The following is a 26,765-nucleotide window of genomic DNA, read 5'->3' on the forward strand; positions in this document are numbered from 1 at the left end:
CCCGGCCTCGGAGAGCGACTTTGCGCAGTCTGACCTTCGTCATCGGCACCGGCCGCAGCGGCTCCACCGCGCTGTCCCGCATCCTCAACACCCACCCCGACGTGCTCAGCCTCAACGAGTACATGGCCTCCGTCGGTGACGCGGCCTTTCCCGAAGGCCAGGTCTCGGGCGCGGAGTTCTGGGAGGCCCTCTTCCGGCCCACCCCGTACTTCGCGAACATGATCCGCAGCGGCGTCCTCATGCCCGAGTTCCTCTACACGCGCGGCCCGGGGCGGTACACGGCGCGGAGCACCGGCATCCCCGCGCTCTCCCTCATGGTGCTGCCGCATCTCACCGAAGACCCCGACGGCCTGCTCGACGAGATCCGGGCGGCGGTCGTCGACTGGCCCGCGCGGCCCGCCGCGGAACACCACGAGGCGCTCTTCGAGCTGCTCGGCACGCGGTTGGGAGGCAGCGCCGTCGTGGAGCGCTCGGGTTACTCGACGGGCTGGGCGCCGGGGCTGCGCGCCGCCTTCCCTTACGCCAAGTTCGTGCACCTCTTCCGGGACGGACCGGACTGCGCCCTGTCCATGAGCCGCCACCCCGGATACCGCGTGATCACTTTGATCCGCGAGATCAGAGAACGGACGGGCGTGGAGAACTTCGGTGACCTGACCGAGGAGCACGTGCGTTCACTGCCGCCCGACCTGGCGCCCCTGCTCGACGAACGGTTCGACCCCGCCCTCGTACAGGACCGTGATTTTCCCCTGCGTCGGTTCGGCGCCCTGTGGTCCGAACTCGTCATCCAGGGCACACAATTCCTCAAGGGCCTGCCCGCCGCTCACCGCATGACTCTCGCCTACGAAGATCTCCTCGACGCCCCGCGCGAGGAACTCACCCGCCTCGCCGCGTTCGTCGGGGTCGAGCCTTCCCGCCGGTGGCTGGACGGGGCGTGCGCGCAGCTCGACACCAGCCGCCGCGGCTCCGCCGAGAAACAGCTGACGGCCGCCGAACTCGACGAGGTGAGGGAGAGCTGCGCTCCGGGCAAGCAAGCACTGGACATGGCCCGTTCCGCATTCTCTGACTAGAGTCAGAGAATGCGGAACCAGCAGGTGGAGCAGGTACGACGCTTCAACCGGACCGTGGCCGAGCGCGTCGGAGTGCTGCACGATCACTATCTCGGCGGCACCCGCCCCTACGGGCAGGCCCGGCTGCTCTGGGAACTCGGCGGCGAACAGGCGGCGCACGACGTGCGCGGCGTGCGGGACCGGCTCGGTCTCGACTCCGGTTATGCGAGCCGGTTGCTGCGCGCCCTTGAGCGCGACGGGTTGATCGTGGTCGAGCCCCATCCCCGCGACCGGCGGGTACGCACCGTGCGGCTGACCGAGGCCGGACAGGCGGAGCGCGCTCTGCTCGGCGAGCGCAGCGACGCGCTCGCCGCATCGCTCCTCGCCCCGCTCGACACCCGGCAGCGGGATCGGCTGACCTCGGCCATGGCCGAGGTCGAGCGGCTTTTGACGGCCTCGGTGGTCTCCCTGGAAGTACTCGACCCCGACCACCCGGACGCCGCCCACTGCCTGCGGTCCTACACCGCGGAACTGCAGGAGCTCTTCGACGAGGGCTTCGACCCCGGCCACAGCCTGCTGCCCGACCCGGCCGAACTGCGCGCCCCACGCGGCCTGTTCCTCGTCGCCCGGCTGCACGGTGAACCGGTGGGCTGCGCGGGACTCAAGCTGCCGCCCGGAGCACCCGCCGAGATCAAGCGCCTGTGGGTCGGCCCCCGCACACGCGGTCTCGGCCTGGCCCGGCGCCTCCTGTCCGAACTGGAGGAACGCGCCGCCCGGCACGGCAGCGACCGCGTACGGCTCGACACCAACAAGGCCCTGAAAGCCGCCACCCGCCTCTACCGCACCAGCGGCTACACGGAAGTGGCCGCCTTCAACGACGAGCCGTACGCCCACCACTGGTTCGAGAAACGGCTCCCCCTCCGGGGCCCGCGCTAGGGGCAAGCGGCCCGCCATCGGCCTCGCTCAAGATCACCTGAATGTCGCGTTACCCCGCATCGGTGCTGGTCGTAGTACACGTGCGGACACGAGAAAGGCATTCAGCCACCCCATGCACACCTCTTCAGCCCCTCTTCCTGTCACAGCTCTTCCTGTCACAGCGGACCTCCCCCACGGGCACGCCCCGGAGCCGGCCGGAAGAGCGGAGACCTCGGGGGCTTTCGATGCCGGGCGCTGGGTCCAGCTCGTACGGCAACCGCGGCAGCCGCTACGGGTCGTGGCGCGAAAAGGAGACGGCGCACGCGGCGCCCTCCCGGTGGGCGTGGCGGGAGTGGCCGAGGGGTGCAGCGAGCTCGGGGTGCTGCCCGGCATTTATCCGGAGTGGCTGGGCGACAGGGGGTTCCTCCAGGCACACCAGGTGCGCTACCCGTACGTGTGCGGGGAGATGGCCAATGGCATCGCCACCGTGGAGCTCGTGGCGTCGGTCGCCCGGCAGGGCGTGCTCGGCTTCTTCGGGGCCGCCGGGCTGGCGTCCCGGCGCGTGGAAGAAGCCGTGCTCGCCCTGCAGCGCCAGTGCGCGGATGCCTCGTGGGGAGTCAACGTCATCCACTCCCCCGCCGACCCACGGGCGGAGGAAGAGACCGTGGAGCTGCTGCTGCGCCACCGCGTGCAGCGCATCTCCGCGTCCGCGTACATGGAGTTGACGCCGCCCGTGGTGCGCTGCGCCGCGACAGGGCTGCGGACCGACCGGTCGGGGCGCGTGGTGCGCGCACATCGTGTGTTCGCCAAGGTCTCGCGGCCGGAGACGGCGCGGATGTTCATGTCGCCGCCCCCGCGCGAACTGCTGGACGAGCTCGTGCGATGCGGGAAGCTGGACCCGTACGAGGCACAGTTGGCGGCGGGCGTCCCGGTGGCCGAGGACGTGACGGTGGAGGCCGACAGCGGCGGCCACACCGACAACCAGTCGCTGACGGCGCTGCTGCCCCGGGTCCTCGGGGTGCGCGACTCGATGGAACGCGCGCACGGTCACCGGGTGCGCGTGGGTGCCGCCGGCGGCCTGGGCACCCCGGAGGCCGTCGCCGCGGCCTTCGCCCTGGGTGCCGCCTATGTGGTGACCGGGTCGGTCAACCAGACGGCGGTGGAGGCCGGCATGTCGCCCGAGGCCAAGGGGCTCCTCGCGGCGGCTGACCTGGGTGAGGTGACCATGGCGCCATCGGCCGACATGTTCGAGCTGGGGGCGCGGGTCCAGGTGTTGTCGAAGGGCACGATGTTCGCGGTGCGGGCGCAGCGGCTCTACGAGCTGTACCGCCGTCACGCGGGTCTGGAGGAGCTGTCCTCCCGTGACCGGACCTGGCTGGAGCGTGATGTGCTGCGCGCTTCGGTGGCGGACGTGTGGCGGCAGACCGAGCGGTACTGGCAAGAGCGCGATCCGGGGCAACTGACGCGGGCCGCCGCCGACGCCAGGCACCGGATGGCCCTGCTCTTCCGCTGGTACCTGGGCCAGTCGACCCGCTGGGCCATCGCCGGCACCGCGGATCGACGCGCGGACTACCAGCTGTGGGCCGGACCGGCGCTCGGCGCGTTCAACGCCTGGGTCGCGGGCAGCCACCTCGCCGATCCCGAGCACCGTACCGCCGTACAGATCGCCCTCAATCTGCTGGAGGGAGCGGCGGTCATCACCCGCGCCCAGCAGCTGCGCACCTGCGGGCTGCCCGTGCCCGACGCCGCCTTCCGTTTCACCCCGCGCCCCCTGACCTGAGCCGCCCCCTCCGGCAACTGTCGCGCCACCTGCCCTGAGCCGCCCTCCCGGGATCGGCCGCGTCCTCCTGACCTAGGCGTAAAAATCAATGCAGAGTCCTATCGAGAGCACCCCTCGACTCTCCACGCCCGAAAACGAACAGGCGCCCCGTCCGGGGCCGTTGGACATCGCCGTGGTCGGCCTCAGTGCCCTGCTGCCCGGGGCGGACGGCCCCGCGCCCTACTGGCGCAACATCCTCACCGGGCGCGACCTGATCCGGGACGTGCCGGAGACACACTGGCGGATCGAGGACTACTACGACCCGGATCCGCGGGCCGCCGACAAGACGTACGCCAAGCGCGGCGCCTTCCTTGACCCCGTGGCCTTCGATCCGCTGGCCTTCGGTATCCCGCCCAAGGCGCTGGAGGCCACCGACACCACGCAGTTGCTCGCTCTGGTCGCCGCCCAGCAGGCGCTCGCCGACGCGACCGGCGGCAACATGGACCGACTGGCGCGCGACCGCGTCGGGGTGGTGGTGGGCACCGGCGTGCTGCAGCTGTCGTGCGACATGGCGGCCCGCACACAGCGGCCCGTGTGGCTCAAGGCGATGCGCGAAGGCGGCGTGAGCGAGGACGAGGCCCAGCGGCTGTGCGACCGCATCACCGATCACTACGTCCCCTGGCAGGAGGCGACGTTCCCGGGCCTGCTGGGCAACGTCGTGTCGGGCCGCATCGCCAACCGCTTCGATCTGCACGGCCCGAACTGCACCGTCGACGCCGCCTGCGCCAGCTCACTCGCGGCGCTGGCCATGGCCACCGACGAACTCGCCCTGGGGCGCTGCGACATGATGCTCGCCGGAGGAGCCGACACCCTCAACGACATCCTGTGGTACCTCAGCTTCAGCAAGACACCCGCCCTCTCCCCGACCGGTGACTGCCGCCCCTTCTCCGAGAACGCCGACGGCACCATGCTCGGCGAAGGTCTGGTGCTGTTCGCCCTCAAGCGGCTGGCCGACGCCGAGCGCGACGGCGATCACATCCACGCCGTGCTGCGCGGCCTGGGAGCCTCGTCGGACGGCCGGGGCACAGCCATCTACGCGCCCCTCCCCCAGGGGCAGGAACTGGCCCTGCGCCGCGCCTACGACCAGGCCGGGTACAGCCCCCGCACCGTGGAGCTGGTGGAGGCGCACGGCACCGGCACCGCGGCAGGAGACGTCGCCGAGTTCCACGCGCTGTCCTCCGTCTTCGGTGACGCGGCCGAGTCCGGCGCGCCTCCGTGGTGCGCCGTCGGCTCGGTGAAATCACAAATCGGCCACACCAAGGGCGCGGCGGGCGGCGCCGGTTTGCTCAAGGCCATCCTCGCGCTGCGGCACCGCGTCCTGCCGCCGACCTACAAGGTCGAGCGGCCCAACCCGCGGCTGGCCCTGGACCGTGGGCCGCTGTACCTCAACACCGCGGCCCGGCCGTGGATCCGGGACAGTGCGCACCCCCGCCGTGCGGCGGTCTCCAGCTTCGGCTTCGGCGGCAGCAACTTCCACCTGACGGTGGAGGAGTATCGCCCCGCAGCCGGGTCCACGGCTTCCCTGCCACCCCGTGTGGACGCGGCCCCCTCCCACCTCGTACTGCTCGGCGCGGACTCCGCCGCGGACCTCGCGGCGCAGGCACGAGCGGCCGCCGCCGAACCGACACCGCTGGCGTCAAGGGCACGGGCCACGCAGCTCGCCTTCCAGCCCAAGGCGCACGCCCGGCTCGCGGTCGTGGCAGCCGACACACAGGAGCTGGCCCGGCTCCTGGATGAAGCAGCCGACCACCTCGACGGCGCACCCAACACTCCACTGCGGGGTGTACGCGGGGTGCACTGCACGGTGGGCACCCCTGACCCGAAGCCGCTGGCCTTCCTCTTCTCCGGACAGGGCAGCCAGTATCCCGGCATGGGCGGCGGCCTTGCCCTGCACCTGCCCCAGGCCCAGTCCCTCTGGGACGACATCGCCGACTGGCAGCCGGAGCCGGGCACGCCGCTGCACCATGTCGTCTTCCCGCCGCCCGCCTTCGACGAGACCGTACGACAGGAGCAGGCCGACCGGTTGACCGCGACCGAGTGGGCGCAGCCGGCGCTGGCCGCGCAGGCCCTGGCGCAGTTGGCCGTCCTGGACGCGGTGGGCGTGGCGCCGGACTGCCTGGCCGGGCACAGCTTCGGCGAGCTGGTCGCCCTGCATGCCGCGGGCGCGCTGAGCCGGACGGACCTGCTGGCAGCCGCCCGTCGACGCGGTGAGGTGCTGCGGAACGCCGCGGACCGGCCCGGCGGGATGACCGCCGTGGGATGCGACGCCCGGCAGGCCGCCGACGTGCTGGAGCGTTGCGCCGCCAAGGAAGTCTGGGTCGCCAACCACAACAGCCCGCGGCAAACCGTCCTCTCCGGAACGCTGGAGGCACTGGCGGAAGCCGAACAGGCCTTCAGCGACGCGGACATCACCGTGCAGCGGCTGCGCACGAGTGCCGCCTTCCACACACCTCTGCTGGCCGGCGCGACCGAGCCGTACGCGCGATTCCTCGCCGGTCTGCCGGTGCACGAGCCCGGCCGCCCCGTGTACGCGAATGCCACCGCCGCCGCCTACCCGACGCGACCGCAGGAGGTGCGCGACCAGCTCGCCGCGCACCTGACCGCCCCCGTCCGCTTCACCGAGCAGATCGAGGCGATGTACGACCACGGGGTGCGCACCTTCGTCGAACTCGGCGCGGGCAGCACCCTCACCACCCTGGCGCGGCAAGTCCTGGAGGGCCGGGAGCACTTCGCGGTGGCCGTGGACCACCGCGGCGAGGACGCGTTGCGCAGCCTGCAGAGCGTCTTGGGCGCCCTCGCGGTGGAGGGCCGCTCCCTCGACTTCGCCCCGCTGTGGGCCCACTTGGCCGACCCGCCCGTCCCAGCGCCGACCGAAGCCACCGAAACCGGCGCATCAGCAGCCAACAGGAGGATCACCATTCTCGGCACCAACTACAACAAGCCCTATCCGCAGCCCGGCGGGTCCCCGGAGGAGGCGCCCGCAGAGGCAACTCATGTCGCCGCGCATCAGGTGCTGCCCGCCCAGAGCTCCGCGCCGCACTCGGACGTGCCGTCAGTTCGGCCGTACGCCACGCACGGTGGGCCTGAGTTGCCGTGGCTGCATGCCTTGCAGGAGACGCAACGTCAGGCCACCGAGACGCACGCGGCCTTCCAGCGCGCCATGGCCGACAGCCACATCGCCTTCCTGCGCACCGTGGAGGCCGTCGTGCACGGCATGTCCGCGGCGATGGGCGCCTCCCCGATCCAGCCGTCCCCGATTCCGGCGCCGATGCACGGCGGCCACGAGGCGCACACCCCCACCACGTGGAACACCGCAACACCCCAGCACATGCCACCCGCCCCCTCTTCCGCTCCCGCGGCGACCTCGCCGTCTCCTGTCGTGGCCGAGCCAGCCACGACATCAGGTGACACATCTGCGTACGACATCCCGGCGGAGGTGACCGTCGCCGAGCCGGCCGGAGCCGGGCCCGTGACCGCGCAGGCCGCCGTACTCGAAGTGGTCGCCGACCTGACCGGCTACCCCGCCGACCTGCTCGACCCGGACATGGCACTGGACACCGACCTGGGCATCGACTCGATCAAGCGGGTGCAGATCCTCTCCTCCCTGCGCAAGCGCTTCCCGCGACTGCCCCGGCTCGATGCGACGCAGGCCGCAGGCCTGCGGACACTCGGCGAAGTCGCGGCCGTCCTGCAGGAGAACCTGCAGGACGAGGAAGACGAACTGCCTGCCATAGCGGCCTCGACCGCCTGCCCGACCGCACCGCGTGAAGCACCGCTGGACCAAGGGGAGCGGCGGCCTGCACCCCTTCAACGCCTCGACGTGGAAGCCACACCCGTGTCCGCCCCGGGCATGGCGCTGCCCGGACTCTTCGGCCATCCCCTGCTGATCACGGACGAGGGCACCGGGGTGGCGGCGGCGCTCGCCGAGGAACTCGCCTCGCACGGCGTGCGGGCGAGCGTGGCCACCGACGAGGTGCCCGCGCGGACGCGCGCGCTGGTTTCCTTGGAGGGTCTGCGTCCGGTAGATGACGCCGAGGCCGCGTACGCCCTCGCACGCGGTCTCTTCAGTACGGCGCGACGTCTGGCGCCCGCGATGCGTGAGGGCGGCGTGTGGGTCACCGTGCAGGACACCGACGGCGATTTCGGCCTCGGCGGCACGCACGGACTACGTGCAGGCCTTGGTGGAATCGCCGGACTGGCGCGTACCGCCTCCCGGGAGTGGCCGAAGGCGTGCGTGAAAGCCATCGACTGCGGGCGTGGACAGCGCGATGCGCAAGAGATCGCCCGTGCGCTGGCCCAGGAACTGCTGCACGGCGGAGCCACCACCGACGTCGGGCTCCCTGAGGGCAGGTCACGAGTGCGGGTGACCGCACGGCCTCGGGCCACGGACCCGCCTCCCCTCCCGGACGGCGGCCCCGGCGCTACGTCGGCCCCGGGGCTGCCCGGCCCGCAGGATGTCCTGGTCGTCACCGGGGGCGCGCGCGGGGTGACCGCAGCTTGCGTCATCGCACTGGCCCGCGCCGGTCGGCCCAGGCTGCTGCTCCTGGGCCGCACCCCGTTGTGCGACGAACCGGATTATCTGCGTACGGCCGAGGACGAACGCGCCGTCCGCACGGCCCTGATCGAGCACGCCCGGCAACACGGCGACACCCCGCCCGCGCCCGCCGAAGCAGCAGCCCGAGCCGCCCAGGTCATGGCCTCCCGTGAGATCGCCTCGACCCTCGCCGCCTGCCGCGAAGCGGGAGCCCAGACCCGCTACGTACCGGTGGACAGCCGTGATGCCGACGCGCTTGAGCAGGCATTGAAGGAGACCAGAGCAGAGTGGGGGCCGGTCACGGGCATCGTGCACGGCGCCGGCGTCCTGGCGGACCGGCGGCTCGAGGACAAGAGCGACGACGAGTTCGACCGCGTCTTCGGGACCAAGGTGGGCGGTCTGGACGCCCTGCTGGCAGCCACCGCCCAGGATCCGCTGCGGCTGCTGTGCGTCTTCTCGTCCATCGCGGGCCGCACGGGCAACGCGGGCCAGAGCGACTACGCGATGGCCAACGAGACGCTCAATCATCTGGTCGCCGTGCACGGCGCCACGCGCCCGGGGCTGCGGGCGAAGGCCCTCGTGTGGGGGGCCTGGGACGGCGGAATGGTGACGCCGCACCTGGCCGAACACTTCACGGCGGCGGGGACTCCGCTCATCGGGCAACAGGCAGGGGCTCGCGCCCTGGTCGAAGAACTCGCCCACGACGGCCCCGCGCAGACGGTCCTTGTCCCCGACGCGGGATGCGCCGACCTCGTACCGGCCCAAGGCGACGCGCCCCTTGCCGAACTGCGCGTCGGGTCCGGCACCCACCCCCATTTCGCTGATCACGCCGTAGGCGGACGCCCCGTCGTGCCCATGGCCTACGTGACGGAATGGCTCGCCCGGCTGCTGCGTGAGCACCAGCCGCACGCCGATCTGGAACTCAGTGACCTGCGCGTCCTGCGCGGCATCCCGCTGGAGGACTTCGGCACCGCAGAGCACCGCCTGCGCGTGCACGGCGTCCGGACCGCCGAGCGGACGCACCCCGGACAACTGCACCTCTATGCCGGGGACACCTCCGCGGCACCCCACTACCGCGCCACGCTGGGTGCCCCACCCGCCGCCAGGGGCCAGGTGCGCTCTCCGTTGGAGGGGCTGGGCCCGCTGCCGCGCGCCGAGCTGTATGACGGACAAGTCCTCTTCCACGGGCCCGCGTTCCAGGTGATGCACGGCTTCGAAGGGGTCGGCCCGCTGGGCGCGCGGGGCGAGCTGGCCGGCGTACGCGTCATGGACTGGCGACCGGAACCCTGGGCCTCCGATCCGGCGGCCGTCGACGGCGCCCTGCAACTGGCCGGGCTGTGGGCCGAACACCTGCTGGGCGGCCCCACGTTGCCCATGGGCATCGACGTCTTCCGCTGGCACCGGTGGGGGCCTGTCGAGGGCACCGCGCAATGCACGGTGCACGCCAGGGACGCCGACGACGGGCTTGCCCGCTGCGACGTCCTGCTGGGCCCGTCCGACGCGCCGATCGCCGAACTACTGGGCGTACAGCAGGTGTTGCGCCCCTCATGATCCCGCCGCCTCCCCTGCCCCGCCGGGGGCGACCCGACACCAGGAGCACCGAGAGCGCCATGGACGCAGCTCACATTCCAGAAGAGAAGGGCGCCCCCGATTCCGCCGCGCCGGCGGACGCGGAGATCGCCGTGCGGGCCTTCGCGGTCCGGACCTCGGACGGTGGGGGGACGCGTGGTTTCATCGATCGGTTGATCACCGGGCGGGCCGACGTCCCCGCGGTACCAGCCCTTGCGGCCACGGAGGCGGGGGATGTCGCGTCGCGCCCTGGGCTCACCGGGGCGGCAGGCCTGCTCGTCGCCGTCGTCCAGGAAGCAGTGGCCGCACTGCCGGTACTGCCCGCACGGTCTTCCGTCGTCCTCTGCGGCGGTAGCGAGCCGGGGCCGGGCCGGGCGGCAGCAAAGGCGGCGGCCGAGAAGGCGGCTGCGGAGATCCGCACCGTCCTGGCCTCTGCCTCGATGTCGGTATCCGCGACCGTCCGTACCGAAGCCGTTGCCGATGTAGAAGCATTGCACGGTGCCTTGCGGGCCCTGCGATCGGGTCAGGTCGACGTGGCGGTCGTCGCCGGGGCTTCGTCGGGCCTGGGCTCAGCGGCCGCCGACGGCCGGGAAGGCATGTGTTCTGCCGCCGTCGCCGTGGTCCTCACGCGGCACACCCTGGGTTCACAGGGAACGGACGAACCGCTCGCCTTGATCGACCGCGCGGACATCGCTGCCGGTGAGCCCGACGTTGAGCGCGACAGTGTGGTCTTCCCCGCCCACCGTCCCGGGTCCGATGACACCGCCGCCCTGTGCGGCCAGGACGATGACATGGCGTGGGAGGGCCCGCTGGGGCGGGGCAGCGGCGTGGCCGGGCTGGAGGCTGTGGCAGCCGCGGCGACATCGGTGCACCACGGCGTGCGGCCCCGTTCCGACGCACACGCCGAACCCTGGCTCGCACCACGTCGCACCGCACGGGTGCTCGTGACCGGTAACGGCGGCGGTACGTCGCTGCGGCTGCGCTCCGTGCGGGAGACCGCGGCGGCCTGGGCGCCCAGGCGGGCAGCCGCGCAACATCTGTACGTCTTCTCCGGCACCGACGCCGCTCAAGTCCTCGATGCACTGGAGCGCGGGCACACCTCACGCAGCGGCCCGGCACGTCTCGTCATCGTGGCGGCCGGGCAGGAGGCCTACCACCGCCGCGTCCAGCAGGCCCGCGACTGGCTGGCCGAGGGGGGTCGCAGGCCCCGCCCGCCAGGGGTGTACTTCAGCGCGCGGCCCCTGGGCGGTGACCTGGCCTTCGTCTTCCCGAACGGCGCCGCCGCGTATTCGGGCATGGCCCGCACGCAGCTCCTCGCCTTCCCCCGGGCCATCGAGGAGCTGCGGCACCGAGGCGATCCGCGGGAGATGGCGGGCTGGGCCTACGCCCCGTCGGACGGCCCCGCGGACGCCGTGGGCAAGATCTACGCCGCCTCGTTCCTCAGCATGGTGCACACCCACATCACGACCGGGGTGCTGGGCCTGCGCCCCCAGGCCGTCCTGGGCTACTCCTCGGGAGAGATCAGCGCGTTGCTGGCCACCGGCGTGTGGCAGGACGTGGCCGGTCTGCTGGCCGACACCCGCAGCAGCCCGCTCTTCTCCGGGCTGCTGACGCACCCCTGGCGGGCCATCCGCGCCGGGTGGCAGCGGGCGGAAGTACCCGGCAGCCAGTGGGCCGCACACCTGGTGGGCACCGACCCGAGGCACGCCGCCGAGGCCGTCAAGGACGAACCCGGCGTGCACCTCCTCACGGTCAACGCGCCCAGCAGCTGCACCCTCGGCGGCGAGGCCGAGGCCTGTCGTCGCGTGCTCGAACGGCTGCCTCACGAGTACGCCGTACCGCTCGACTACGACATCGCCGTGCACACCCCGATGGCGCGGACCGCGGCCGCGCAATGGCGCGACTACTTCCGCCGCCCGGTGCGCCCGGCCGACGACGGGCTGCGCTTCTACACCTGTTCGGGCACCTACCGCTTCACCCCGCGACCGGACGCGATCGCGGAGGCGAGTGTCGCGCAGGCGCTGGGGACGATCGACTTCGTGGGGGCCGTGGAACAGGCGTGGGCAGACGGCGTACGTGTCTTCGTCGAGCACGGTCCCAAAGAACGGTGCACCCAGTGGATCCGCGAGATCCTGGGCGAACGCCCCCACTTGGCACTCGCCTTGGACCCCACCGACGGGCGCGGCCTGGACCGGCTGACCGAACTGTGCGCCCAACTCGTGGCCGCCGGGGTCGAGGCTGACGACGAGGCACTGTTCGCCCACCTGTCAGCGGCGCGAGGCGTCCAGCCGCACGAAGTCCGCCTGCCGCACCAGCCCGAACCGGTCGTGATCCCCACCCCCGCGGTGATGGAGCCCGCCCCTGTGCTGCCGCCCCTGGACTTGGATTGCACAAGAGGTGACACGGCGGGCTTGCGTGCGACTGTGGTGAAGGGCACGATCAGTTCTGCCTCAGCGACGGGGACAGACGCATACGCTCAAGTCGCCGCAACTCACTGCCAGTTGATGGACCAACACCAGCGGATGCAGGCGCTGCTGCTGCGAGGCCACCACCACTTCAGCGAGTACGCCGTGGCCCCCGCAGGCCGAGCACCCTCCCGAGACGAGCCGCCGGTGCTCGAGGCGTCCGGACACGTATGCCTGGCCGCAACACTTCACAGTGCTCTGGCCCAGCGGGTGTCGAACGCGGCCCTCAGCACTCGCCCCCCTCGGGCCATCCACCCGTCCCTTGTGGAGTTGGTCTTCCATGGCCCGCTTCCCCGGCCTGACGAGACCCTGCACCATCAGCGCAACGCGCCACCCACGCCCTTCGAGCACACTGTCCACGCATCAGGCCGCCCTGTGCTGACCTTGCGGGCTGCTTCCGACAGCGCCCAGGCGTCGCTCCGCACGGTCCCTGAATCGGTGCGGCCCACGGGAGCCGGCCCGGCACGAGGCTTCGACCCCGAGGCCGTACGCGCGTTCCGCGAGGGGCGGCCCTACGACTGCTTCGGCTCAGCATGGGCAGTGACCCGCTCGCACATCCGCACACCACGCAGCGGCACGGACGAGTTGGCGATCCTGCACCGGGTCACCTCGTTCGACCCGCATGGCGGCGCTCACGGTCTTGGGCACCTGACCGCTCAACTACGGCCGTGCGAGACCCACTTGTACGCCGACACCGCACCGACGACCCCTTCCGGCGAGCCCCTCGCCGAGACGGACAGCCTCCCCTTCCTCCTGGAAGGCAGCCAGCAGGCCCTGGCATTCCATCTCGCCGCTCTGGGCCTCACGAAAGAGCGGGACGGCTGGCGATTCCAACCGCTGGCCGGTAGCCCTTGCACCCTTTTCCACACGCCCTCCGGCACATCAGGAGGCGTCGTGGCGTGCGAGGTGACCATCACCGAGATCGCCACGGATGCTCACGAGCCCTATCTGCGCGCCGACTTGGTGTGCAGCCGTGACCGGGCGCCTGTTCTGCGTGCGCGGAACATGACGCTGCAATTGGTGCAGGACTGGCCGCTGGAACAGTGGCGGCGCCTTGCCGCCGGGCACGGGCACGGGCACGGGCAGGGGCAGGGGCAGCACGCTTTGCGGCACATTCCATCCGCCGCCTTTTCCAGCGTGCAGACGTCGGCACCCGATCCACGGGCCCTTGTTCGCGACGGGTTGCGCCTGGACCGCGGGTCGATGGTGGCGGCCGCCTGGGGGCGCCCCAGCGAGGCGCTCGGCGCGGCCCACCGGTCCCTCGACGCGCAACCTCGCGTGATCCGCCTGCCCGCGCCGCCCTACCAGTGCCTCACGCGCGTGACTCATCTGAAGGCGACGCCTTGGGAGCCCGAAGAGGACAGTTGCATCGAGGCGGAGTACGACATTCCGGAGGCCGTGTCGGGCCAGGGCGACGGCATTTTCCGGCGGAGGGACGGCGAGTCTCCCTTGCCCCCCGCGCTCCTCCTCGAAGCGGCGCTGCAACCCTGCGGCTGGCTCGCCCAGTACGTGGGGGCCGCTCAAGACCTGCCCGGGACCCCGGTCTTCCGCAACCTCGACGGGGAGACGCGGTATGCGGCGCCCATCCCGCCGCAAGCCCGCGTCCTGACCACGCGGGCCACTCTGCGCCGGCGGGTCGACGACGGCACCATGGTCCTGGTCTTCTTCGACGTGGAGTGCTGGGCGGACTCCGTCACCGTCTTCTCCGGCACCACCAGCTTCGGCTTCTTCCCGCCGGATGCGTTCGCGCAGCGCACGGGCCTGCCCGGTCCGCCACCGCACGTGCGCGAGGAGGGTGCCGAGCCCGTCCTCGACTGTGATCTCACTGCCCGACCGGGTCGGTGGTTCGACGGCCCGGTCCGTCTGCCCCGCACCCCGCTGCTGATGCTGGACGAGCTCGCCGGCCACTGGCCCGAGGGAGGCCACGCGGGCAGGGGGAGACTGCGGGCACGCAAACGTGTCGACGCGGGCGACTGGTACTTCACCGCGCACTTCTTCCAGGATCCGGTGCAACCTGGCTCGTTGGGCATCGAGGCCATGTACCAGTTGCTGCGCTGCCACCTGATCGCGCTCCGCCTGGACGCGGGCATGCCCTCCCCACACATCGAACCGACCACCACGTCCGCCCCCCTCACCTGGAAGTACCGGGGGCAGGTCGTCCCCACCGACACGCTGGTCACGGTGGACGTGGACATCACCGGCCTGCGCCACGGCCCGGACGGCATCGTCCTCACCGGCGACGGCTGGCTGTCCGTCGACGGCACCTGCATCTACCACGCCACAGGTCTCGCCCTCCGCCTGACCGAGGGCACCACGGCAGAACGGAAACCCCGCACATGAGCACCACTCCCCCGCTCACCGATGCCGCCGTACCCAGCGGCACCCCCGAGATCATCGAGCCCGCCGAGACCACCGAGAGGTTCAACGACGAGTACCGAGCCGTCGACGAGTACCGCCTCGTGCTGCGTCCGGCCGTCGCGGACGACGCATCCGCCATCGAGGACCTGCACGCGCGCTGCTCGCCGAACACGCTCTACCGTCGCTATCACGCCCCCATGCACGGCGCCCCGCGCCTGCTGCTCAAGCAGCTCCTCGCCGCACGCAACCACTATTTCCTCGTGACGACACCGACGGCCCAAGCCGTGGCGCTGGGAGAGTTCGCCGCAGCGGTCGGGCCACACCCGCCGCAGATCGCCCTGATGGTCGTGGACGCCTGGCAGCGGCGGGGCATCGGCACGTGGCTGACCACACGGCTCCTTCACACTGCGGCGCGGGCCGAGCTGCACACCGTGTACGCCGACGTACTGGGCGAGAACACGCCGGCCCTCAATCATTTCCGCAGCTTCGGAGGCACCGTGCAGACATGGGAACAGGGAACGGCCCAACTGGCCATCCCGGTCCCAAAACAGAGCACCTAGCAGCAGCCCTCAGGCGTCACGGCCTGACACGGCGATCGCGTATCTCATGCCCCCCGACCGCCGCGGCACCGGATGAGCCATGAAAGCGCCCCCATCGCGCTGTTCAGCAGGGGCATCGTGGCACCGATGCGTACAGTGTGGGGAGGGCATGGGCGCCAAGGACGGCGGACGGGCGCGCGATGCGGGCACGGAGTGGATCAGGTCACGGGTACGGCCCTTCTGGACCTCCTCGCCGTTGATCGCACAGCGCAGTTCCAGGTCGTCGGGGTCGTCGAACTTGTCCGGCGTGACCAGCCACGGCCCGATGGGCGCGAACCCGGGAAACGACTTGACCAGGCTGAACTGTGATGCGGTGTCCGTGATGCGGTGTCCGTGCTGCCGACCAGCGACCAGCCCTTGGGCGAGTACATCGCGCAACGCCACCATCTGCACCGCGACCTCGTCGACGCCCTGGACCGACGCGACCGCGACGAGGCGTTGCGGCTCATCCACGAGCACAACACCACGCTCCAGACCGCCGAGGACTCCCCCACGCCGTGAAGCCGCCGGTCACGACCACGACCGCGACAAGCCGCCCGGACCTGGGGCACAGATCCGGGCGGCCTGATCGATTGCTCCGGCTGAGGTGACAGGCCGGAAGGGTGTTACAGCCCCTGCCTGGTCCCCGGTATGGCGGGGTCGAGGCGCGCGTTCGCGCCGTTGATGACGAACTGCGATCCGGGTTCGATCAGGATGTCCCCGTCCCGCGAGTCGGTGATCTTCACGTTGCTGAGTGTCGCGCTGCCCCGCGCGCCTCCCATGGCGAGGATGCCGGAGCCGTTGTTGGACTTGGAGATCGTCACGTTGCTGATCTTCACGTCCGGCATGGCACCGCCACCCGTCTTGAACTGGATCCCGTCGTACGTCGAGTCATGGATGTCGGTGTCGCGGATCGTGACACCCGGGATGCTCGGGCCCTGCGCGAACAGCGTGATGGCGCCGAACTCCTGGTCCTCGTTCCAGAACGCCCCGCCGGTGCGGTAGAGCCCGTTGTTCGCGATCAGTGTCTGCCCGGTGAAGGGGATCGGGTCGTGGTCGGTCGCGAGCATGATGCCGGGGTAGTTCATGGTGTCGTACACCAGGTTGTTCTCGATCTTGTTGCCGTAACCGCCGTAGACCGCGATGCCGTTGGCGCGCCACGGCAGCTGCACCGTGTTGTTGCGGAACACGTTGTCGTGGCCGACGTCGACCGACGTGTCCTTGACGTACTTGCTGGCCCACACGGCGAGCGCGTCGTCACCGGTGTTGCGGAACGAGGAGTTGAAGACGGACGAATTGCGGGTGCCGTTGGTGAAGTTGATGCCGTCGGCATAGGTGTTGCGGATGCGCATCCCGCTGAATTCGAGGCCGTCGCCGGGGCCCCACAGCTCGGGGATGTTGCTGTAGTCACGGCCGACCCAGGTGCCGACGTTGGCGTGCTCGATCCACACGTTTGCGATCTTGGTGTTCTTGCCGAAGCGGCCGTTGAGTCCGACGCCGCCCTCGGCGTTGCCGTCGCCGCCCCGGATGGTGCCGGAACCGAAGATGGCGATGTCGGAGATCTTGGTGTTGTCGTCGATGTCGAAGCCGAAATTGCCCTCGTGCGGATGGTTGATGCCGCCCGCGTCCTGCGGCGGGATCAGCGAGTACAGCTGCGCGTGCCACATGCCGGCGCCGCGGATCGTCACGTCCTTGATGCCCACCTGGTTGAACTGGCCCCGGTTCAGCGGGTCATCGGTGAGGATCTTCTTCTCCTGGCGCCACTGGCCCGCCGGGATCCACACGCAGTCGATCTCGCCGTTCTGGTCGGCGGTCACCGCCTTCTGGATCGCGTTCGCGTCGTCGATGCCGTCGTTGGGGACGGCCCCGTACTCGGTGATCGACTTGCACGAGGCGGGCTTGCTCGCCGGCGGCGCCACCTGCTCCAGGTCGATGAGGTCGATCGTGTAGTACGCGGCGTCGTCACCGGCGTCGCGCTGCAGGCGGAACTTGGTGCCCTGGGGGTAGGTCTGCGCGAGCAGGGCGTGCGACTCGTCGAAGAGCCGGCGCGCGTCGCCGCCGGGGGTGTTGGTCAGGCCCTCGGGCTGGTCCGTGTTGCCGTACAGCCAGCTGTGCTTGGAGGAGAGGGTCAGCTTCTGCACGAACTTTCCGTCGGCGTAGAGGCTCAGCGTCTTATCCTGGCCGCCGCCGCCCGGGGCGTCGGGGATGGAGTTGCGTACGACGATGGAGTTGGTGGCGCTGGTGGAGGTGAACTCCACGTACTGGCCGGTCGAGTTGAGCCGCACCGACTTGCGGCCCGAGGACTCCGTGGCGAAGTTGGTGTGGCCGAAGGTGCGCTCGGCGTCCGCCTCCAGGAGCGTGCCGTTGTGCTTGCCGTACTCCGCCTCGTACTCGACGTAGGGCGCGGCGGCACCGCGTCCGACCACGATGGAGCGCGCGAAGACGTTGTTGTCCTCGTTCGTCTCGTCCACGACGCCGGTGGCGTCAGCGGTCGCGGTGAGTGTGGCGCCGCCGCTGGTGGCGGTCCATGTGCCCGAGAGGTCGACGGTGGCGCTCTCACCCGCGGCGATGGCGGGCGTGGTGCCGTTCAGCGTCTTGTCGCCCACGGTCAGGCGGGTCACCGACCCGGCGCTCACGGCGCTGGTCCCGCGATTGCGCACCTTGGCCGTGAAGGTGACGTCGGCGCCGACCGCGGGGTTGGCCGGGTTCGACGTGATGCCGGTGACCTCCAGGTCGGGGCCGGGGCTCTGGCCTACGGTCAGCTTCGCGTCGGCGGTGCGGCTGTTGTTGTCGTTGTTCTGCTCGGGGACCGTGTCACCGGGGTCCACCACAGCGGACACGGTGTAACTGCCTTGGGCCCGCTTGCCGATGTCGACCGGGACCGTGGCCGACTCACCGGCACCGAGCGCGCCGACCTTGGCGTTGCCCGCGACCGTTCCGCCCAGGCTGACGTCGACGGTGGTGGCGGCCGAGGCGGCCGAACCGGTGTTGCGCACGGTGGCGTCGACCTTGATGACATCACTCTCGCTGGGCTGCGCGGGCCGCCAGCTCACGTCGGTGACCGTCAGGTCGGGGTTGGGCGCCGGGGTGCCGTTGACCTCGAACTCCGCGACCTGGCCCGCGTATCCGGAACTGTTGGAGTAGATCTTCAGCCGGACCTCGGCATAGCGCCCGGAGACCGGGATCGTCACGCTGTTGCGGTTGCCGGCGGGGTCGAAGGTGTAGTCGGCCCTGGCCTTCACCGTGCTGAAGTCGGTGGCGGACTGCGCGCGGCCGAGCACCTCGATGTTCTGCTTGCGGGTCGCCCAGGCCGCGTCCGGGTTGAGTTTGAGGACGACCGAGTCGAGCTCCGCGTCGGCGCCGAGCTTCACGGTCAGCGTCGACGGGAGGCCACTGGCCTCCCAATAGCTGCTCGTGCTGCCGTCGTTGGCGTTGGGGGCGTAGTAGTTCTGGGTGGACGTGGACGCCTCGATGGGCTTCTTCAGCGCCAGATTCGTGGCCGCCTCGGGTGCCGACGGCGCCGTCGGCACCGCGTGGGCGGCGACGGGCAGGACCCCGGCTCCCAGCAGTGCGGCGGTGAGCCAGACGCCGATGGTGCGTCGGCTCCGCTGTCTCCATCTCATGGATGTTCCTCTCGGTGCAGGGTGATGACGCGTTCATGACATAGCGACTTACACGACATACCGACCCACAGTTGTGGCGCACCTTTCGGGTGGGGGGAGTGTGGCGGCGACGGCAGCACTCAACCGCCACCCCAGCAAGAACGCAAGATGCGTGGCATGGATTGCAAAAATTCGACAGATTTACGAGAGCATCAGATGGAGCGTGGGATCTCGCAAACAGTCTCGGGAACTGCCTGATGGCACGGCTCCTGGCGCCGCCGACGCCGTGGAGGAAGCCCGACCGTGGGGGCGCGGCATCACGTCGGCGACCGATGCGGCACATAGTGTGCGAAACCCCCGCTGCGCCAACCCGGACAGTGCGCCCCAACAGTGCGAGGACAGATGTCCCAGAAGGCCGATGCCACCGATGACAGCGGGGGTACGTCCTCCCCCACGACCCACTGGCTCTTCGGCGATCAGCTCGGGCCCCACTTCACTCAGCCCGGTACGACGGGCCCGCGGCGCGACACTCCCCTGCTGATGATCGAGGCCCGCTCCGTCCTGCGCAGGCGGAGGTTCCACCGCGCCAAGGCCCACCTGGTCCTTTCGGCCATGCGTCACCGGGCCGCCGAACTGGGTGATCGCGTGCGGTACGTGAAGGCCGAGACCTACCGCCAGGGCCTGCGCGAAGCCGCCGTCGTCGGGGACCTCACCGTTCATCACCCCACCTCCCACGCCGCCCTGGACTTCGTCTCCTCGCTTCCCGGCGTACGGGTGCTGCCCGCGCGGGGGTTCCTCGTGCCGAACGACGACTTCGCGGCCTGGGCCAAGGGGCACGGATCGACCCGGCTGCGCCAGGAGGACTTCTACCGCTGGGTCCGGCGGGGCGGCGGAATCCTGATGAACGGCGACGAACCCGCGGGCGGGCACTGGAACTTCGACACCGACAACAGGGAAGCGCCGCCCAAAGGCGCGAAGACACTGGACCTGCCCTCCCCCTACCGTCCGCGAGAAGACGACATCGACGCCGAGGTACGCGAGGACCTGGACCGCTGGGAGCGCTCGGGCGAGGTCTCCTTCGTGGGCGAGGACGCGCCGCGCCACTTCCCCGCCACCCGCCGCGAGGCGCTCGCCGCACTCGACCGGTTCATCGAACACCGGCTGCCCACCTTCGGTGCGCACGAGGACGCGATCCTCACCGCCGATCCGGTGATGAGCCACAGCCTGCTCTCCGCACCCCTCAACCTCGGGCTCCTGGACCCGGACGAATGCGTGCAGCGCGCGGAAGCCGCCTGGCGCTCGGGCCACGCGCCGATCAACAGCGTCGAGGGCTTCGTACGGCAGATCGCGGGGTGGCGGGAGTACGTCTGGCATCTCTACTGGTACTTCGAGCGGGACTACCGTGACCGCAACGCCCTGCGGCACCACGCTCCCGTACCCGACTGGTTCGCCGAACTCGACGCCGACGCGGTGGAGGCCCGGTGTCTGTCGACCGTCCTGCGCCAAGTGCGCGCCACCGGGTGGACCCACCACATTCCCCGCCTGATGGTGCTCGGCAGCCACGCGCTCCAGCGCGGCTGGGACCCGGCCGCCGTCACCGACTGGTTCCACCGGTGCTTCGTCGACGCCTACGACTGGGTGATGGTCCCGAATGTGGTGGGCATGTCGCAGTTCGCCGACGGCGGGCGCATGACGACCAAGCCCTACACCTCCGGCGGCGCCTATGTGAACCGGATGAGCGACCTGTGCGGCCCGTGCGTGTACGACCCCAAACAACGCACCGGGGACGACGCGTGCCCCTACAGCGGCGGCTACTGGGCCTTTCTCCACCGGCATCGCACGATCCTTGAGCGCAACGCCCGCATGGTCAGGGCCGTCCGCGGCCTCGACCGGCTGACGGATCTGGACGAGCTGCTGGCGCAGCAGGCACGCGTGGGCGACGAAGCACCCTGAGGCAGGCCGCCCATCGGCCCGGCATCAGCGACGCGCCGAGTCGGCAAGCACCTCCCGCGCGGCGCGCGTGCCCGACGCCAGCGCGCCCTGCACCGAACCGGTGGCCCGGTGGTCCCCGCACACATACCTTCCCGGGCTGTGGCGGGCGGTGCGGCTGAGCGGCCAGGGCGGCAGCATGGCGGGCAGCGCTCCGGCGACGGTGCGCACGGCCACTTGCTGCCAGCCGCTGGTGTCGGTGCCGTACAGCTCGTCCAGGCGTCGCAGCACCGCGTCGGCCGCGCCGGGTCCGTCCGCGCCGAGCACCGAGGTGGAGATCAGTGCGGTGCCGGGCGGCGCGTAGGTGCGTGCGACCTCGCTGAGCACGCAGGTGTTCAGCACGGTCCCGGTGCTGTCGACCACCAGGGTCGGTTCTCGCAGCGGCGTGCTGTCGGACGCGTGGTAGTAGGTGGTGACCGTACGCCCGTCCGGTACGGGCAGGCCCGGCAGCAGGCGGGCCGCGGTGGCGGCATCCGTGGCGACGACGACGCTCGTGGCCGCGACCTCGCTGCCGTCCGTCAGAAGTACGCCCGCGTCGGTGATCTCGGCGACGGGTGTCTCCAGGCGCAGGACGTCGGTGGGCAGGTTCCCTGCCAACTGGGCGGGCACCGCGCCGATGCCCTCGGCGGGCAGGCACAGTGACCCCCGGACCATGCTCCGCCACACCAGGTGGAAGAAACGGGCGGAGGTCTCCAGGCGATCCTCCAGAAAGACTCCCGCGAGGAACGGGCGCAGGATGTGGTCCGCTGCCGCGTCCGAAAGGCCCGCCCGGGACAGAGCAGCTGAGGTGGAGCGGTCCGGGCGTCGTTTGAGAAGGGTGACGGGCAGCACGGCGTCGCGGGCGGTGAGCGCCGCCATCGCGGCCAGGTCGCGGGACGCGAGGGCCCGCCCGGGCAGCAGGGACCCCGCCGCACTGGGCTGCCTGGTCGGATCGACGAGACGGACCGGGCCGTCCGGGGTGTGCGCGAGCAGGCCCGGGATGAAAGGGCGCAGCCGAAGACTCTGCAGATAGACGCGCCGTTTCACCTGCGGATAGGCGGTGTTGAACACCTGGAACCCGCGATCAAGCAGGAATCCGTCCTGCCGGTCCGTCCGCATCCGGCCGCCCGGCCCGTCGGACGCCTCCAGCAAGGCCACCCGCCGCCCCGCGCGGCACAGGTCCAGGGCGCAGGCGAGACCGGCCAGACCGGCACCGACGACCACGACGTCCGCTGCTCCGCGGACATGGACCTTCGCCATCCGGATCTCCTCCGTCTGCGGGTACCGCTCCCGAAATGCCCCCTGTGGTGTTCCGCTCCATCATGGGACTCGTCGTCCCGGCGATCGGAAGGAACACGCCACATGGCCAAGGACAAGAAGCTGCGCAAAGGCGACGAGGTCGCCTGGAGCAGCCACGGGCAGACCGTCCCCGGCACCGTGAAGAAGAAGATCACGGGGCGGACCGAGACCGCCGGCCGCACCGTCGACGCGTCCAAGGACGAACCGCAGTACGAGGTGGAGAGCGAGAAGTCCGGCCGCCGAGCGGTCCACAAGCCGGAGTCGCTGCACAAGAAGCGCAAGTCGTCATGACCAAGGCAGCCGAAACGGACCGCAAGGAGACCTTGGAGCAGTTCGACGAGGCGGTGAACATGACCGCGGGCGAACTCGAGAAGTGGCTCAAGACGGAGGACTCCCACAGCGTGGGCCAGTCCGACGGTTCCTCGGAGAGCGTCGGCCACGCATCGGGCCGCCGCATCGTCAAGCTGCTGCGCACCAAGAAGGCCGACCTGACCGACAGCGACGTCACGCACATGCGCAAGGTCGTCGGCTACGTGCACCGGCACATGAAGCAACGCCCGAAGGGCGACACCACCGAGACTCCCTGGCGGTACTCCCTCATGAACTGGGGCCACGATCCGAAGAAGGCGGGCTCCGCATCCTGAACGTCCGGATGCGGGGCCCGGCCGGCGAACCGCGGGTCAGCTCTTGGGCATGAGGACGGTGTCGATGAGGTAGACGTTGGCGTTGGCGGTCTTGACGTTGCCGCAGACCACCTTGGCGCTGTCGTTCACCTTGTACGACTCGCCCGAGCCGGACGTCATCAGGTTGCTTCCCTCCAGCGTCTTGAAGGTGCCGTCCGACAGCATGTCCGGCGTGATCTTCTCCCCTGCCACGTGGTAGGTGAGGATCTTGGTGAGCTGGGCCTTGTCGTTGAGCACCTTGTCCAGATCCGCCTTCGGGATCTTCTCGAAGGCCGCGTTGGTCGGCGCGAACACCGTGATGTTCTTCGCGTTGTTCAGCGTGTCCACGAGACCGGCCTTCTTCACCGCCGTCACCAGGGTGGACAGCTCCGGGTTGTTGGACGCGGCGGTCGCCACGGGGTCCTTGGCCATGCCGTCGAGGGAACCCGCACCCTCCTTGGGCACGGAGGAACAGGCCGGACCGAACGGCCCCTCCGAGTCACCGGACGTCGCCGACGCCGACGGGGCGAACGCCGCGAGCGAGAGAGGCAGCGCCAGAGCCGCGGCTCCCATCACCATCCGAGTCGTTGCGCGATGAGCAGTCATGATCAACCCTCCTTCGGCGGACACGGACGTCCACCGGCCCCCCTGGCGGCCTACGGCCGGTGAGGACGCGGGGCCACCGGGCCGGCGCGTCTCCTGCACGCCCTCACATCAGGCATTCGTCACAACCCGCCCGTTTGGATTGCCCAGGTAGGTAACTTTTTTTCTTTTCGCCCAAATATTTACGTGAATGGGCTGCGACTCGGGGGCGCACAGGTGTGAACACGCGAGGGGCGGCTACATATTCTTCATGGCGCATCATGATCTTGTCGTAGTCGGAGCAGGCACGGGCAACGCACTCATCGACGACCGCTTCGCCCACCTGGATGTCGCCGTCGTCGCGGAGGGGCCCTTCGGCGGCACCTGCCTCAACGCGGGCTGCATTCCCAGCAAGATGCTCGCGCTGACCGCGGACGTGGCCCGGCACGTGCGGGAGAGCGAGCGTCACAACGTCCGGGCCACGCTGGACGGTGTCGTCTGGCCGGCGGTCCAGGAGCGTGTGTTCGGGCGGCTCGACGCCGCATCGCGCGACGGGGAGCAGGGCCGTCGGGACGAGGACTTCGTGACGGTCTACCGGGGGCACGCGCAGTTCACCGGGGAGCGTGAGCTGCTCGTGGAGAGCGAGGGCGGCAGCGAGCGGGTCACGGCCGACCGGATGGTGATCGCCGGGGGCGGGCGCCCCGTGGTACCGCCGGTGGTCGCCGACTCCGGGCTCCCCTTCGAGACCTCCGACACCGTGATGCGCCTGGATCAGGTGCCCGAACGGATGGTCATCCTCGGCGGCGGTTACATCGCGGCGGAGCTGGCGCACGTCTTCCACTCGGCCGGGACCGCCGTCACCGTGATCGAACAGCAGGAGCGGCTCCTGATGCCGCAGGACGAGGAGATCTCCCGGGTCTTCACCGACCTCGTGGACGGTCAGTGGGATCTGCGGCTCGGGCGCGAGCTGAGCGAGGTGGCCGGTGAACCGGGCAAGCTGCGGCTGACGCTCGACGACAAGACGGTCATCGAGGCGGACACCCTGCTCGTCGCGGTCGGTCGTCGCCCCAACAGTGACCACCTCGACGTCGAGCGGGCCGGCATCGAGTGCGACGACAAGGGCCTGATCACCGTCGACGCGCAGCTGCGCACCAGTGCCTCCGGCGTCTGGGCGCTGGGCGACATCGCGGCCGGTGGCCCCCCGTTGAAGCACGTCGCCAACCGCCAGGCCACCGTGGTGGCCGACAACCTCCTGCACCCCGGCCGGCCGCGGTCGATGGCGTACGACGTGGTGCCGTCGGCCGTGTTCACCTCCCCGCAGATCGCGCAGGTGGGACTCACCGAACAAGAAGCCCGTGAACAGGGCCTCGACTACGCGAGCGGCACGCACCGCTACGAGGACGTGGCCTACGGCTGGGCCCTGGAGGACACCACCGGCTTCTGCAAGGTCCTGGCCGAACGCGGCACCGGCCGGCTGCTCGGAGCCCACATCCTCGGTGAGCAGGCGGCCACCCTTGTGCAGCCGCTCGTCCTCGCCATGCGCTTCGGCCTGACGGCGAGCGATGTCGCGGAGCAACCGCTGTGGATCCATCCCGCCTTGACCGAGGTCGTCGAGAACGCCCTGCGCGACCTCGACGAGTAAGGCCGCACGCGTACGCAGGGCCCTCTTCCGGCGGCCCTGCCTCAGGAAGCAGGCAGCGGATCGATGACCACCCCGGGGTTGAGGATGCCCGCCGGGTCCAGGATCTTCTTGCCCGCCCGCAGGGCGGCGGCGAAGAGGTCGGGGCGCTGCTGGTCGTACCAGGGGCGGTGATCGCGGCCCACCGCGTGATGGTGGGTGATCGTGGCGCCGTGTGCCATCAGGGCTCCGGAGACGGCTTGTTTGATCTCGTCCCACTGCTCCACCGTGCTGCCCCACCGGCCCGCGGCGTAGACACCGAAGTACGGGGCGGGGCCGTCCGGGTAGACATGAGTGAACCGGCAGGTCACGACGCCTTCCGCACCGACCTGGCGCATGGCGTCCCGCGCGGCTTCGTCGACGGCGGCGCGCAGCGCGTCGAACCGGTCCCAGGTGCAGGCCGTCTCGAACGTCTCCACGATCATGCCCTGCGCGGCCAACGCGTCGCGCTGATACGGCATCCGTACGAAGGAGGAGCGCCAGTTGTCTGCGGCTCCACTGCGGGAGCCGCGGACTGTGCTGTCGGCGCTGTCGGCGCTGTCGGCGCTGTCGGTGCTGTCGGTGCTGTCGGTGCTGTCGGTGTAGCGGGGCGGCTCGGTCAGAGTGCCGCCGTGGTCGAGGCAGAGCTCCAATGCGCGTTCCATCGCGGCGTGGACGGGGTGGTCCGCGGATTCGAAGCCGAGCACCAGGACCGCGGTCGGTGAACCCGCGTTGATCAGCGCCTCCATGGGGTCCAGGAGTCGGCAGTTGGCGGGGTCAAGGCCGGACTGCGACAAGGCGCGAACCGCGCGCACGCCCGCGTCGTGGTCGCCGAAGCCCACCGATACACCGGCCCGCCACCGAGGACGGTCCTGGAGGCGCACCCAGGCCTGGGTGATCACGCCAAGCGAGCCCTCGGAGCCGAGGAACATACGGTCGGGTGACGGCCCGGCGCCCGATCCGGGCAAACGCCGGGATTCAACGACTCCGCCGGGGGTGACGACCCGCAACGACTCGGTGAGGTCGTCGGCATGCGTCAGCCGCGTCGCGAAGTGGCCGCCCGCCCGGGTGGCCAGCCAGCCGCCGAGCGTGGAGAACTCGAAGGACTGGGGGAAGAACCGCAGGGTGTATCCCCGGGGCCGCAACTGCTCCTCCAATCGCGGGCCCAGGGCGCCTGCTTGCACGAGGGCGGCCCGGCTGACCGTGTCGACATCGAGGACGCGGTCCATCGACGTCATGTCCAGACTGATCACCCCGGCGTACCGCTCCCCCACCCGCGGTTCGACGCCTCCGACCACCGATGAGCCGCCGCCGAACGGGATGACCGCGATGCCCGCGTCGTGACACCAGTCCAGGACGTGGACGACCTGGGCCTCGGAGGCCGGACGTACAACCAGGTCGGGCACGTGGGGCAGCTTGCCGAGCAGCGCCCGCACGACGTCGCGGAAGGCCTGCCCATGGCTGTGCGCGAGCCGGTCGCGCACGTCCGCCGAGACGATCGGCGCCAGCGACGCCGGGGGCCTGACCCTGCTCGCGCCCACGCCGAAGGACGCGATGGCCGGCGCCTCGTGGACGGTGAGGTCGGCGCCCGGCAGCAACTGGGCGGTGCGCCGGGTGAGTTCCGCACGCTCCCGGCCCGACACCGCGTCCTCGACGTTGCCCCAGCCCCACCACGAACGCGTCTTGCCGGTCATGACCGCCACCTATCTGA

Annotated in this window: 15 protein-coding genes and 1 pseudogene; 11 read left to right on the forward strand and 5 right to left on the reverse strand. The window is 70.7% G+C overall.

The features are described 5' to 3' along the window. Positions 1–20: 20 nt before the first annotated feature. The 6 genes from AB0I66_RS01980 (at position 21) to AB0I66_RS02005 (ending at position 15,266) form a co-directional block, all read left to right on the forward strand. Positions 21–1,067: a sulfotransferase gene (locus AB0I66_RS01980; RefSeq protein WP_363205721.1), complete on the forward strand. Its 1,047-nt coding sequence runs from the start codon at positions 21–23 to the stop codon at positions 1,065–1,067. A gap of 9 nt (positions 1,068–1,076) precedes the next feature. Next, on the forward strand, positions 1,077–1,982 hold the full coding sequence (locus AB0I66_RS01985) for a bifunctional helix-turn-helix transcriptional regulator/GNAT family N-acetyltransferase (RefSeq protein ID WP_363205722.1): 906 nt from the start codon (positions 1,077–1,079) through the stop codon (positions 1,980–1,982). A 316-nt stretch (positions 1,983–2,298) separates the two neighbouring features. Beyond that, a complete protein-coding gene (locus AB0I66_RS01990; RefSeq protein WP_363206647.1) occupies positions 2,299–3,741 on the forward strand; it encodes a PfaD family polyunsaturated fatty acid/polyketide biosynthesis protein in 1,443 nt (480 codons plus the stop codon). Positions 3,742–3,829: 88 nt separating this feature from the next. After that, complete coding sequence (locus tag AB0I66_RS01995; protein WP_363205723.1) at positions 3,830–9,865, forward strand: SDR family NAD(P)-dependent oxidoreductase; 6,036 nt, start codon at positions 3,830–3,832, stop codon at positions 9,863–9,865. A gap of 59 nt (positions 9,866–9,924) precedes the next feature. Then, positions 9,925–14,688, forward strand: coding sequence for a hypothetical protein (locus AB0I66_RS02000; RefSeq protein ID WP_363205724.1), 4,764 nt, complete (start codon positions 9,925–9,927; stop codon positions 14,686–14,688). Then, entirely contained in the window at positions 14,685–15,266 is a 582-nt protein-coding gene (locus tag AB0I66_RS02005) for a GNAT family N-acetyltransferase (RefSeq protein WP_363205725.1), read from the forward strand. The genes AB0I66_RS02000 and AB0I66_RS02005 overlap by 4 nt, the downstream gene beginning before the upstream one ends. Before the next feature lie 180 nt (positions 15,267–15,446). Here the strand turns inward: AB0I66_RS02005 and AB0I66_RS02010 are convergent. Further along, positions 15,447–15,617: pseudogene (locus AB0I66_RS02010) on the reverse strand (fumarylacetoacetate hydrolase family protein); the annotation flags it as partial. Positions 15,618–15,632: 15 nt separating this feature from the next. On the opposite strand from AB0I66_RS02010, the gene AB0I66_RS02015 reads away from it, so the two are divergent. Continuing rightward, positions 15,633–15,806: a hypothetical protein gene (locus tag AB0I66_RS02015; RefSeq protein WP_363206719.1), complete on the forward strand. Its 174-nt coding sequence runs from the start codon at positions 15,633–15,635 to the stop codon at positions 15,804–15,806. A 104-nt stretch (positions 15,807–15,910) separates the two neighbouring features. On the opposite strand, the gene AB0I66_RS02020 is transcribed toward AB0I66_RS02015, so the two are convergent. Then, a complete protein-coding gene (locus AB0I66_RS02020) occupies positions 15,911–18,907 on the reverse strand; it encodes a CARDB domain-containing protein (protein WP_363205726.1) in 2,997 nt (998 codons plus the stop codon). A gap of 381 nt (positions 18,908–19,288) precedes the next feature. On the opposite strand from AB0I66_RS02020, the gene AB0I66_RS02025 reads away from it, so the two are divergent. Beyond that, a complete protein-coding gene (locus tag AB0I66_RS02025; RefSeq protein ID WP_363205727.1) occupies positions 19,289–20,839 on the forward strand; it encodes a cryptochrome/photolyase family protein in 1,551 nt (516 codons plus the stop codon). Between the two features lie 24 nt (positions 20,840–20,863). Here AB0I66_RS02025 and AB0I66_RS02030 read toward each other — a convergent pair whose 3' ends face one another. After that, a complete protein-coding gene (locus AB0I66_RS02030) occupies positions 20,864–22,114 on the reverse strand; it encodes an NAD(P)/FAD-dependent oxidoreductase (RefSeq protein WP_363205728.1) in 1,251 nt (416 codons plus the stop codon). A gap of 102 nt (positions 22,115–22,216) precedes the next feature. Between AB0I66_RS02030 and AB0I66_RS02035 the strand changes: the two genes are divergently transcribed. Continuing rightward, positions 22,217–22,444: a DUF2945 domain-containing protein gene (locus AB0I66_RS02035; protein WP_363205729.1), complete on the forward strand. Its 228-nt coding sequence runs from the start codon at positions 22,217–22,219 to the stop codon at positions 22,442–22,444. Beyond that, positions 22,441–22,797, forward strand: coding sequence for a DUF3140 domain-containing protein (locus AB0I66_RS02040; protein WP_363205730.1), 357 nt, complete (start codon positions 22,441–22,443; stop codon positions 22,795–22,797). Before AB0I66_RS02035 ends, AB0I66_RS02040 begins: the two co-directional genes overlap by 4 nt. A gap of 36 nt (positions 22,798–22,833) precedes the next feature. Here AB0I66_RS02040 and AB0I66_RS02045 read toward each other — a convergent pair whose 3' ends face one another. After that, a complete protein-coding gene (locus AB0I66_RS02045) occupies positions 22,834–23,421 on the reverse strand; it encodes a fasciclin domain-containing protein (protein ID WP_363205731.1) in 588 nt (195 codons plus the stop codon). Between the two features lie 247 nt (positions 23,422–23,668). On the opposite strand from AB0I66_RS02045, the gene AB0I66_RS02050 reads away from it, so the two are divergent. Then, a complete protein-coding gene (locus AB0I66_RS02050; protein WP_363205732.1) occupies positions 23,669–25,039 on the forward strand; it encodes a mycothione reductase in 1,371 nt (456 codons plus the stop codon). 41 nt (positions 25,040–25,080) lie between these two features. Here AB0I66_RS02050 and AB0I66_RS02055 read toward each other — a convergent pair whose 3' ends face one another. Further along, a complete protein-coding gene (locus AB0I66_RS02055; protein ID WP_363205733.1) occupies positions 25,081–26,748 on the reverse strand; it encodes an FAD-binding oxidoreductase in 1,668 nt (555 codons plus the stop codon). Between the last annotated feature and the right edge of the window lie 17 nt (positions 26,749–26,765).

It is taken from the genome of Streptomyces sp. NPDC050439 (genome assembly GCF_040655335.1).
Lineage (GTDB): Bacteria > Actinomycetota > Actinomycetes > Streptomycetales > Streptomycetaceae > Streptomyces.

What these genes read in the sequence shown, in the direction of transcription:
- AB0I66_RS01995 (WP_363205723.1), top strand. Translation starts at nt 3,830, where the DNA reads ATGCAGAGTCCTATCGAGAGCACCCCTCGACTCTCCACGCCCGAAAAC.
- AB0I66_RS01985 (WP_363205722.1), top strand. Translation starts at nt 1,077, where the DNA reads ATGCGGAACCAGCAGGTGGAGCAGGTACGACGCTTCAACCGGACCGTG.
- AB0I66_RS02025 (WP_363205727.1), top strand. Translation starts at nt 19,289, where the DNA reads ATGTCCCAGAAGGCCGATGCCACCGATGACAGCGGGGGTACGTCCTCC.
- AB0I66_RS02050 (WP_363205732.1), top strand. Translation starts at nt 23,669, where the DNA reads ATGGCGCATCATGATCTTGTCGTAGTCGGAGCAGGCACGGGCAACGCA.
- AB0I66_RS02045 (WP_363205731.1), bottom strand. Translation starts at nt 23,421, where the DNA reads ATGACTGCTCATCGCGCAACGACTCGGATGGTGATGGGAGCCGCGGCT.
- AB0I66_RS02005 (WP_363205725.1), top strand. Translation starts at nt 14,685, where the DNA reads ATGAGCACCACTCCCCCGCTCACCGATGCCGCCGTACCCAGCGGCACC.
- AB0I66_RS02020 (WP_363205726.1), bottom strand. Translation starts at nt 18,907, where the DNA reads ATGAGATGGAGACAGCGGAGCCGACGCACCATCGGCGTCTGGCTCACC.
- AB0I66_RS02035 (WP_363205729.1), top strand. Translation starts at nt 22,217, where the DNA reads ATGGCCAAGGACAAGAAGCTGCGCAAAGGCGACGAGGTCGCCTGGAGC.
- AB0I66_RS02000 (WP_363205724.1), top strand. Translation starts at nt 9,925, where the DNA reads ATGGACGCAGCTCACATTCCAGAAGAGAAGGGCGCCCCCGATTCCGCC.
- AB0I66_RS02030 (WP_363205728.1), bottom strand. Translation starts at nt 22,114, where the DNA reads ATGGCGAAGGTCCATGTCCGCGGAGCAGCGGACGTCGTGGTCGTCGGT.
- AB0I66_RS02040 (WP_363205730.1), top strand. Translation starts at nt 22,441, where the DNA reads ATGACCAAGGCAGCCGAAACGGACCGCAAGGAGACCTTGGAGCAGTTC.
- AB0I66_RS02055 (WP_363205733.1), bottom strand. Translation starts at nt 26,748, where the DNA reads ATGACCGGCAAGACGCGTTCGTGGTGGGGCTGGGGCAACGTCGAGGAC.